We start from the raw sequence: 10,080 nt of genomic DNA on the forward strand, positions 1-10,080 counted from the left end.
ACCAGGCGGGGCAGGGGCGATACCTGATGTCGCTGGGCCGCAACCTGGCGGCGCTGAAGCGAAATCAGGAGGCGCTGGCGACCTACGCCGAGGTGCGCGGCATCGAGACCGGCCCCGATCCCGATCTACCGATGATCAACATCCTGGTAGCCCAGAAGGAATTCGACAGCGCGCGCCATCTCCTGCAGGAGCAGGTGACGCGCTGGAGAGGGCGCATCTCCGCGGACGTGCTGCAGCGCCTGAGCACTTCCCTGGAAGGGAACATCGCCCTGGAGCAGGGGAAATTCGCCGAGGCGGCGAAACAGATCGAGGCGTCGCTGCCACCCGAGGATCGCGCCTCCCCCGCCTCCGAGAGCCTCGGCCGGGCCCTTCTCGGGGCCGGGGACGCGGCACGCGCCGCGCAGGTCTTCAAGCGCCTGATCGACGATCCCGACCCCTACTCCGACCCTCTGTCCTACGTCCAGAACCTGGCCCGCTACGGCGAGGCCAGTGAGAAGTCGGGAAACAAGCAGGAGGCGGTGCGCGCCTACCGCGAGGTGGTGCGCTGGTGGGGCGGGGCGGATTACCAGCTGCCGGAGCTGAAAGCGGCGAACGAGGGGATCAAGCGGCTCGGTGGATGACCGCCTCGAGGACCTCGAGGGCCGACTGGTATCGTCCGAACGGGGCGCTGACCTGGATTCCCTGCACCAGGGCGCGGATCTCCTCCACCGTCTCGCGAGCGATGGCGATTCCCTCCTCGCGCGCCTTGCCAATCTGATCGGCTTTGCGCATCCGCTCCATGATCGCGTCGGCGACGTGCACGCCGGGAACCTCGTTGTTCATGAACTCCGCGTTGCGCAGGCTCGACAGCGGCCAGATCCCGGCGATGATCGGGATGCGGAACTCCTCCACCCGCTTCAGGAAGCTCAACAGCTGCCGCACGTCGAACACCGGCTGCGTGATGGCGAACTCCGCCCCCGCCTCCACCTTGTAGCGGAACCGGTTGATCTCGTTTTCCAGCTCGATGGCGCCGGGATTCGCCCCGACCCCGACGAGGAAGCCGGTCGGCGGATTGAAGGGAGTTCCTCCCAGATCGAGGCCATGGTTGAGCCGGGTGACCATGTTGGTCAGACCGATCGAGTCGACGTCGAACACCGCGGTGGCGTCGGGATAGTCCCCCATCTTCGGCGGGTCTCCGGTGATGATCAGCAGGTTCTTCAGCCCGAGCGCGGCGGCGCCCAGCAGGTCCGACTGCATCCCGAGCAGGTTGCGGTCGCGACAGCAGTAATGCAGGACCGTCTCGATGCCGACCTGCTGCTCCAGGATCACCGCCAGTGCCTGAGCCCCCATGCGCGCCGAGGCGCGCGGCCCGTCGGGAATGTTGATGGCGTCGACGCCGGCCGCCTTGAGGGCCCGCGCCCCGGCGATCACTTTCGAGGTGTCGAATCCTTTGGGCGGGGTGATCTCGACGCTGGTGACCAGCCTTCCCTCCACCAGACCCGCCGCGAAGCGCGACTTGCGGGCCCGCTCGACCGGCTGGATCTCGACCCGCTGCTCGGCCGGCAGCGATGTGGACATCGGCACGTTCGCCGGGCGCAGGGCGCGCAGCGATGACTTCATCGCTTTGATGTGCTCCGGCGTCGTACCGCAGCAACCACCCACGATCTTGGCCCCCGCCAGGACGAACTTGCGGGCGTAGGAGGCCATGTACTCGGGGGAGCAGAGATACAGGTTCCTGCCGTCCACCGAGCGCGGCCGGCCCGCGTTGGGCTGGATCGAAATCGGCCGTTCGGTCACCTTGACCATCCGCTCCAGGCACTCCAGCATCACCTGCGGCCCGACGCTGCAATTGATTCCCACCACGTCGGCACCCCATTCATCCAGGCGCTTGGCGAAGATCTCCGGCGCCGTTCCGTAGAGGCTGTTGCCATCCTCCTCAATCGTCATCTGGGCCACCACCGGCAGAGAGCAAACGGAGCGCACCGCCCGGATCGCCTGGTGGATCTCGTTCAGATCGGTGAAGGTCTCCAGCACGAAGAGATCGACCCCGCCTTCCAGCAGCCCGGCCGCCTGCTCCTTGAAAGCCGCCTCCGCCTCCTCCACCGAGGTGGGGCCCCACGGCTCAATCTTGAGCCCGAGCGGTCCGAGCGACCCGGCCACCCAGGCGCGATCTCCGGCCGCCTCACGGGCCAGCTTCGCTCCCTGGCGGTTGATGTCCGCGACGCGCTCCTGGAAGCCGAAGGCCTGGAGCTTGTAGCGATTGGCACCGAAGGTGTTGGTCTCGATTACCTCGGCCCCCGCCGTGAGGTAGGCGCGGTGAACGTCCTGGATCAACTCGGGGCGAGAGAGGTTCAGCTCGTCATAGCTGCGGTTCAGGAAGACACCCTTCTGGTAGAGCATCGTCCCCATGCCACCATCGAAGACGAGGATGTGATCCTGGAGAAATTCCATGAAACCGGGGCCCTTGCGGGCCTGCTGCGACGTCATTTCTGTTCTCCCGATTCGCTTGAAGGGCCCTCATGCTAGCACATTCCGGGACGGCCGCCGGCGTTGCCTCCCCGGCAAATCGAAGTCATCCAAGGGGTTGCGGAGATGGCCAGGTTCGCACCCGGGGTTGTTTTTTGTGGCACGAAGCCTATATTTGGCCGCGGCCGCCGGTGTTGCGATTCCGGTCAGGAGGATCCCGGATGGACGGGAAGAGCCAGGTCCTCGTTGTGGATGACGAGGAGTCGATGCTGCAGGTCATCCGGGAGACTCTGGAAGGCTGCGGCTACGCGGTCGACACCGTCAGCAACTGCCGCGACGCGCTTTCGTACATCCGGAGCACTCCGTACGAGCTGGTGATCCTCGACCTGCTCCTTCCCGACATGAACGGCTTCGTCCTCTCCCAGGAGATCGCCCGGATCCGGCCCCGATTGAAGGAGCGCATCCTGTTCATCAGCGCCGTGCTGTTCGGCCAGAACACGGTGGACCATCTCAACGCCATGGGCGCGGGTTTTCTTTCCAAGCCTTTCGACACCACTTCACTGGTGCAGGCGGTGAACCGCATCTCGGGGGCGGATTCCGCCTCGGCCTGACAGCCCTCTTCCCCACGCTTTTATTTCTCGGAAAGCCTTGACCAGCGCGCGATTCGGCGTATCTGAATCGCATGCGGCTGAAAGTCATGATTCTCGTGTCGCTGGCGGGCGCGCTCGCCACGACGGCAGTGGCGGCGCCGCCGGAAAGCGACGGCTATCTGGCGCAGCGCGTGGACATCCTCGTCTACGACGGCAGCACCGATCTGGAGGCCTCCGGGCGGTATGCGACGGTACAGCGGGAAGTTTCCCTGTTCGCCGGGTACCTCTGGCGCCACTCGCTGCGACGGCTGTCGGTCGACCCGCGCGTCACCGTGATCCACCGGCCCCTGTTTCCGGAGGAGTTCCGTGACTACGGAGCGACCTTCGGGTGGCTCATGGACCGCAGCACGCGCGTCGAGGTCGACCTCAAGGAGAGGGGATTGCGTCCCTCCTCCCTGATCCTGCTCTACGTGCCTCCGCCCGACCGGCCGCCGCGTCTGGCGGGTCGGACCTTCTTCGAAGGCGGCCACTCCTCCATCCCGCTGCGGGAAGTCTATTTCGAGGACGACGGCTTCTCGCGGCCGCTGCACCTGGTGATGGCGCACGAGTACCTGCACCAGATCGATCTCGAGTTCAGCCGGCTGAATCATCCCGCCGATTTCCTGGACCCGGACGGTGCGGGAACCTCTTCCTATCCCGCCTGCATCGATCCCGGTGGAGGCGACCTGTCGCTGCGCAGCCTGCTGCAATTCAATCGCGATTGTCAGCCCGTGCGCTGGGAGCTGCTCGCCCCCGAGCACGGCGAATGGGTGCCCCGATAGCGCCAAGGGTCACGTACCTATACTGCCCTTACAGCCGACCGGCCAGAAGACGGCCGGCGGCTGAACGGCAGCACGCAACTCTATCCCGCCCTCCGCTGCGTTGCGTCTGGCCCGTACCGGGGTACGCGGCGCATCGACGCGCCTTGCGATCCGCGCAGCTCGATCACTTTGGTGTTAACTCGACGGTGCGCAACACTCAAGAAAAACGGGCGCCGGCCGTTGATGAGCCGGCCGGCGCCCGAGACGAGCATCCGTCTCCCGGGAGGGGCCTCCGGGATACGGAGCCAGAACTTGCTAGCGGCGATCGATGACGGCCCCGGCGCGCATAGCATCGTCTTCCATCGCGTCGATGCGCGCGTCCATGATGGAGATCTGCATCTCCAGATACTGGATGGCGCCACGGCTCTTGCTGAGGTAGCCGGGCAACGGGTACCCGTTAGGCCCCTTGTCGAAGAAGGAGTAGGCCCGCTCGATCTCCGCGTTCCTCCAGTCCAGCTCCGCCTGATAAATGCTGCGCTGCTCTTCCAGGAGATCCAGCGCGATCTGGAAGGACTCGGAGTCGACGGTGACCTCCTCCTCGCGCGGCGCCGGCGCGGGCGTCGCCTTCCCCACCACCGGCACCGGCGGCAGCTTCTTGAGATCCTGGTTCGTGTAGGCCCCGGGCACGCTGAACTTGCGCAAGTCCTCGTTGGTGTACCTCTGCTGCCCGAAGGCCGCGAGCGGGACCAGGCACACCACCACCCCGATGATGATTCTCTTCATTCGATTCCTCCCAACCGGGGCCGGCCATGCGGGGCGTCTTTGCCGGGAGGGGATCCCGGCGAGCCCGCAACGCCGCGCGATCACCCGAAAGATCGGCGGCGCGTCATGGTCTCGGCCTCACGAATGTTCTTTTATATACGATGAAACAATGAAAGCGGCAACGACTTTTGCCGGCGTCGATCGAGGAAAATCCTCTGGGGACGCTGGTTTCGCAGAGTCGTCCGTGACATGATTTCTTTCCAGTGCCAATGCGACACTCGTGATAAGTCAGTGTCCATTTTCACGACACACCGTACTGGCGAGCATCGAAGCCTCTCAGGAGAACTCCGGATTCTTCAGCCCTCCGAATACGATCGACTGCTTCTCCCCTGGCTGGGGACGTTCGCCGGACTGGTGCTGGCGATCGTCTGCTTCTATCTCGAATTCCAGCGGCGCCACCCCGGATCCGATCTCGGATCGCCCGAGACGGAGGTCGAAAACTGCAGGAGGGGGGTCGAGCCGCGCCTGTGGGTCGCCCTGACCTTGCTGGCGCTGGGTTGGATCTCGCGTTACGTGGCGGATCGCTTCGGAGGCGGGTGGGCGCTCGCCGGCCACGCGCTGGCGCTCGGGGGAATCCTGGTCCTGGCGCGCGTGATGCTGTCGTGGGGCAGCCCGGAAAAGATGCGGCGGCGCGATCGGTGACGCCGACAGCGCCGGCTTACTTCTTTTCTTCCGGGGTGGGCTCCGCCGCTTCCTTAACCCCCTTGCGAAACTCCTTGATGGTGCGGCCCAGGGCGCTTCCCAGCTCGGGGAGCTTCCGGGGTCCGAAGATCAGGAGGGCGATGAGGAGGATGAGGAGGAGCTCGGGGAAACCGATGCTGGGCAAGGTGGATCTACCTCCGATGGAAATCGCCGGGAGTATATCACAGTGCCCTGCGGCGTTGCCCGCACCGCAGGGCGGGAATATAATCGCGCCTCCTTTTACAGCGCCGCATCCTCCGGAGGATCTTTGAGATCGCGATCGATGTCCCGGTTCGTCCCTGCCCTTCTCTTGGCTTTTTCTTCGACGCTGCCCTCCGCCGCCCTGGCCGCCCAGTCTCCCCGGGTTCAGACCCTGGAGAATGGCCTCAAGGTGGTCCTGCTGGAGGATCATACCGCCCCCATCGCGGCCGCGGCGGTCTGGGTGCACATCGGGGGAAAGGACGAGTCGGACAAAGTGGCCGGCTACTCCCACTTCCTGGAGCATCTGATTCCCCAGGGGACGAAGGGACGCCCGCCGCGCGCCCAGCAGCTCGAGATCTTCCAGTCCGGCGGAATCGCCAGCGTGCAGGCCGACTACGATCGGACTTTCTTCTTCTTCTCGGTTCCGAAAGAAGGTCTGGACACGGCGCTCGAAGGTCTCCTGCAGCTGGTTTCCCAGGCAGAGCTGAGCAATGCCGCGGTGAGCCGTATCCGGCCGGGGATCAAGCGCGAGCTCAAGGAGACCTATGACAATCCGGCCCAGGTGCTCTACCTGGAGCAGATGCGCGCTCTCTTCGCCGAGCAGCCCTATCGCGTCCCGCCCGCCGGAAGCTTCCAGAACCTGGAGGCGCTGGACCATGCATCCGCCGACGCCTTTTACGGCAATTTCTTCGTCGCCAACAACATGGTCCTGGCGGTGGGCGGCGATTTCCAGGCAGCGAAGCTCATGGAGAAGATCCGGGCGCGCTTCGGGACGCTGAAGCCGAGCAAGGCGCTGCCGCCGAAGCCGAAGTTCGCCGAGACGACGAAGGGGGCCAGGCAAGTGGTCAAGAACCTCGCCTCCATGCCCCCCAGCGTCTCCCTTCTCTTTCCGACGCCCGGATATCGCCATCCCGACCGGCCGGCTCTCTTGGTGCTGGGCCGCTTGCTGCAGGGGGCGACCGGCCGATGGGCCGGCCCGAGCACCGGAATCGCCAACGCCACCGGCGGCTTCAGCATCCTGGAAGAGCGGGGGTTGCTCGCCGTCACCGGGTACCTGATGTCGCCGGATGCGGCCGTGCCGGCCACCGAGGCCCTCGCCCGCCGCCTGGTGACGCTGCGCAAGGAATCCTTTCCCAACGCTGAGCTCAAACGGGCAATCAAGGCGATGCGGCTGGAGGAGGCGGTGCGCCGTGACGGCGTCGGGGCGTTGACCCAGGAGCTGGCCGAAGCGACTCTTTTCGGGGATGTGCGCTTCGCCTGGGATTTGCCGGCCAGTCTGGACAAGGTGACTTCCGAGGACATCCGGCGGGTGGCGTCGACCTACCTGGTCTCCGGCAAGTCCGCCACTCTCATGATTCTCCCCAAGCAGGAGCCGAAGCCCTCCGAGGAGGCGCTGCTGAAAGCCACCAAGGCGGTCGAGGGGCTGGACAGCGATCCGGCGCCCCCTGCCGCCGATTTCGCGCGCGCCGCCTACGTCGACAAGGGGGTGCCCGGAAGCCGTCCCGATCCGAAGCCTGCCGGGGCCGGGCTGCGCTACAAGCTGCCCAACGGGCTGACGGTCGTGCTGAAGCCCTCTCCGGGCCACGGCCTCTCCGCGGTTTCGCTGCACACCCTCGCCGGATTCGCCTTCGATGCGCCGGGCAAGGAAGGGACCGCGCAGATGGTCGCCGCCTTCCTGCCCCTGGGCGCCGACGCGGCGGCGGCCGCCGCGTTCCGCGAGCAGGCGGCGTCGCTGGGATCCTCTTTCGGGCTGACCGCCTCCGTCGAGACGATGGAGGCGGGGCTGACCGTCTTTCCGGAGGATTTGCCCGCCGCCCTCGATCTGATCGGGAGGACGATCCTGTCGCCCGCTTTTCCTGCCGAGCACCTCGATGCGCTCAAGGAGCAGATGAACCGTTATCGCGATTCGCTCGGCCGCATGCCGGGTCCCACGGCACGCGAGCTGACGCGCGAGAAGATCTTCCGCGATCATCCGTACGCCCATCCCGCTCTCGGCTCGGAGATGAGCCTGCAGGCGGTGACGCGCGAGGACCTGGTCGCCTTCCATCGCCGCTTCTACCGTCCCGATCGATCGGTCCTGACGATCGCCGGAGATTTCCAATCTGACGCGGCGCGCGCGAAGATCGCAGCGGCCTTCGGCGCCTGGACCGCGGGGAAAGATGCTCCGGGCGATCTCCCCGACGCTACGTCCCCGGAGCCGCTGGCGGGACAATTCTCCCGCTCGGTCGACGCCTTCCCGAGCAGCACGCTGCTGGCCTTCCCGGGCCTGCCGCTCAAGCATCCCGACACTCCCGTCCTGCGCGCCCTGGGGACGATCCTGGGGGCGCGCGGGTTCGTCGACCTGGTCCTGGATCAGGCATCCGCCTTCAGCGTCGAGGCGGGACTGGACGGCTTCTCGCGCGGCGGAATCCTCACCCTCGAAGCGACCTCGTCGCCCGAGGACGCTTCCCGGGTGGCCTACGAGCTCCTGCTGCGGGCCCGCAACCTGGCGCTGAGCGACATGTCGCCGCAGACGCTGAACGACGTGCGTGCGGTGGAGAACGGCCGGCTGCTGCGGGAGAAGGAGAGCCTCTACAAGCTGGCGAGCAATCTCGGGTTCTACGAGCTGGTGGGGCCGGGCTTCGCCACTTACGATGACGGGAAGACCTTGCCGGCGGAGATGACGGCCGGCGGCCTCAAGGAAGCGGCGGGAAAGTACCTCGACAGCGCCAAGCTGGTGCGCGTCTCAGCCGGACCGCCGGCGCGCTAGGACCTCAGACGATTCAGCGCCTTCGGTAGGTGCCGCTGCGGCCGCCGCTTTTCCGCATCAGCCGGATTCCCTCGATGCGAATCCCGCGATCGACCGCCTTGCACATGTCATAGAGAGTCAGCGCCGCCGCGGCGACCGCCGTGAGCGCCTCCATCTCCACGCCCGTGGTCCAGCGCGCCGCCGCCCTCGAGGTGATGCGCACCGCCTTGCGGGCCGGCTCGAGGGTGAACTCCACCTGCGCGGAATCCAGAGGAATGGCATGACAGAGGGGGATCCACTCGGGGGTGCGCTTGGCAGCCTGGATCCCCGCCAGCCGCGCCACGCCCAGGACATCCCCTTTCGCGAAGCCGTTGCGGCGCAGCAGGCGGAAGGCCTCGGCGGAGAGGATCACGCGCCCTTCCGCAATCGCCTCGCGCGCCGTCACCGGCTTCTCGGAGACATCGACCATCCGGGCGCGCCCCTTGGCGTCCAGGTGGGTCAGGCGTCTTCCCTCAGCCATGCGTGACGCCTTCGGGGTGCAGGTGCATCACCCGGCGCTTCGCCTCTTCGTAGTCATCCTTGGTGTTGATGTTGAAGAAGGGATCGTCCTTCAGGAGATCGCCGAACGCCGCCTCTTCGAGGATGTGTGTACGGACTCGCGGGAGCAGTTCGAGGACCGACTTGCGACCCGCCATCAGCATCCCCTCGATCGGCGTGATGCAGCGCCTCGAATAGACGCCGCACAGCGTCTCCTGGACATCGTGGTAGCGCGGCAGCGTGACGTCGGCGTCGCCGGCTCGCGCCGCATCCAGGACCCGATCGAGAACCTCGCCCGTGAGAAACGGCAGGTCGACTCCCAGGACCAGGCTCCTTTCGAAGCGGGCGTGCCGAAGCCCGGTGAGGATTCCTCCCAAAGGACCGGAGAGCTTGATTTCGTCGGGGCGTACGGGAACGTGCAGGAAGGGAAAGACCTCGGGGGGACCTACGACGAAGACTTCCTCGACATGCGGCGACAGCAGGTCGATGGCGCGATCCACCAGGCGGCGGCCACCGAGGGGCAGGAGCGCCTTGTTGGCTCCCATCCGCCTGCTCCGGCCCCCGGCGAGGACGAACCCGCTGAATCCTTTGCCGGTTTCCATGGCAGGCCCCTCCCAGGGATCGTCGTCGCGATAATCATTGTCATCATCTTATCACAGGCTCTCCGCGCTCCTTGACCCGGCTCCGCCCCTGGTCTACTGTCCCTTTTCGATCCTCCAACGGCCCGGGAAGCGCTCCAGACCATGCTCGAAAACGTCTTCAAGGAAAACCCTGCCCCGGAGCCGTCCGGCCGTCCGCGGGAGAAGCCCCGCCGATCCCCGCTGCCGGCCCTGCTGTTCGTCCCCCTGCTCCTGCTCTGCCTGCTCGGCCTCATCATCTATCTCTTCGGCTGGCTCTCCTTCGACCGGCGTGACGCGCTCGATCTGGTCGAGGAGGTGCGGGCGGCGCAGGGGGAGCGGCGCGCCCTCGTCGCCTACGAGCTGTCGCGCCTCGAGCGCTACGACCTGGACGATGCGTCGCGGCCACGCTTCCTGGCGGTGGCCGAGGGGCTGCTCTCCAACCCGCAGGAGACCGATCCACGCGTCAAGCGCTCCCTGGCTCTGACCCTGGGGCGCATTCATGAGAGCTCCTCGGTCGCGACGCTGCGCGCCGCCGCCGCGGATCCCGATCCGGAGACGCAGATTTACGCCCTCTGGTCTCTCGGGGCGATTGGCGATCCGGCGGCCGGCGAGACGCTCGCCGCCGCGCTGCAGAGCGAGGATGCCGCGGTGCGCAA

Annotated in this window: 11 protein-coding genes; 6 read left to right on the forward strand and 5 right to left on the reverse strand. The window is 66.5% G+C overall.

Annotation, left to right across the window (positions count from 1 at the left end):
• Positions 1-620: tetratricopeptide repeat protein (locus VFW45_09310; protein ID HEU5180979.1), on the forward strand; the 620-nt coding region annotated here is incomplete at its 5' end.
• On the opposite strand, the gene VFW45_09315 is transcribed toward VFW45_09310, so the two are convergent.
• Entirely contained in the window at positions 601-2,466 is a 1,866-nt protein-coding gene (locus VFW45_09315; GenBank protein HEU5180980.1) for a bifunctional homocysteine S-methyltransferase/methylenetetrahydrofolate reductase, read from the reverse strand. The genes VFW45_09310 and VFW45_09315 overlap by 20 nt on opposite strands.
• Before the next feature lie 200 nt (positions 2,467-2,666).
• Between VFW45_09315 and VFW45_09320 the strand changes: the two genes are divergently transcribed.
• Complete coding sequence (locus VFW45_09320) at positions 2,667-3,056, forward strand: response regulator (protein HEU5180981.1); 390 nt, start codon at positions 2,667-2,669, stop codon at positions 3,054-3,056.
• Positions 3,057-3,127: 71 nt separating this feature from the next.
• Entirely contained in the window at positions 3,128-3,856 is a 729-nt protein-coding gene (locus VFW45_09325) for a hypothetical protein (GenBank protein ID HEU5180982.1), read from the forward strand.
• Positions 3,857-4,150: 294 nt separating this feature from the next.
• On the opposite strand, the gene VFW45_09330 is transcribed toward VFW45_09325, so the two are convergent.
• Positions 4,151-4,618 (reverse strand): hypothetical protein, encoded by a 468-nt coding sequence (locus tag VFW45_09330; GenBank protein HEU5180983.1) that lies wholly within the window; start codon positions 4,616-4,618, stop codon positions 4,151-4,153.
• Between the two features lie 270 nt (positions 4,619-4,888).
• Here VFW45_09330 and VFW45_09335 point away from each other — a divergent pair, with 270 nt between their 5' ends.
• Entirely contained in the window at positions 4,889-5,299 is a 411-nt protein-coding gene (locus VFW45_09335; protein ID HEU5180984.1) for a hypothetical protein, read from the forward strand.
• A gap of 16 nt (positions 5,300-5,315) precedes the next feature.
• Here VFW45_09335 and tatA read toward each other — a convergent pair whose 3' ends face one another.
• Positions 5,316-5,483: a twin-arginine translocase TatA/TatE family subunit gene (gene tatA, locus VFW45_09340; protein ID HEU5180985.1), complete on the reverse strand. Its 168-nt coding sequence runs from the start codon at positions 5,481-5,483 to the stop codon at positions 5,316-5,318.
• 123 nt (positions 5,484-5,606) lie between these two features.
• Here tatA and VFW45_09345 point away from each other — a divergent pair, with 123 nt between their 5' ends.
• Positions 5,607-8,288 (forward strand): pitrilysin family protein, encoded by a 2,682-nt coding sequence (locus VFW45_09345; GenBank protein HEU5180986.1) that lies wholly within the window; start codon positions 5,607-5,609, stop codon positions 8,286-8,288.
• Between the two features lie 13 nt (positions 8,289-8,301).
• Here VFW45_09345 and moaC read toward each other — a convergent pair whose 3' ends face one another.
• The gene (gene moaC / locus VFW45_09350; GenBank protein ID HEU5180987.1) at positions 8,302-8,787 is read right to left on the reverse strand and encodes a cyclic pyranopterin monophosphate synthase MoaC; all 486 of its coding nucleotides are present in this window, start codon (positions 8,785-8,787) and stop codon (positions 8,302-8,304) included.
• On the reverse strand, positions 8,780-9,406 hold the full coding sequence (locus VFW45_09355; protein HEU5180988.1) for a molybdenum cofactor guanylyltransferase: 627 nt from the start codon (positions 9,404-9,406) through the stop codon (positions 8,780-8,782). The genes moaC and VFW45_09355 overlap by 8 nt, the downstream gene beginning before the upstream one ends.
• A gap of 141 nt (positions 9,407-9,547) precedes the next feature.
• Between VFW45_09355 and VFW45_09360 the strand changes: the two genes are divergently transcribed.
• Positions 9,548-10,080, forward strand: a 533-nt coding sequence (locus tag VFW45_09360) for a HEAT repeat domain-containing protein (protein HEU5180989.1), incomplete at its 3' end; no start/stop codon positions are given.

It is taken from the genome of Candidatus Polarisedimenticolia bacterium (assembly GCA_035764505.1).
GTDB lineage: Bacteria > Acidobacteriota > Polarisedimenticolia > Gp22-AA2 > AA152 > AA152.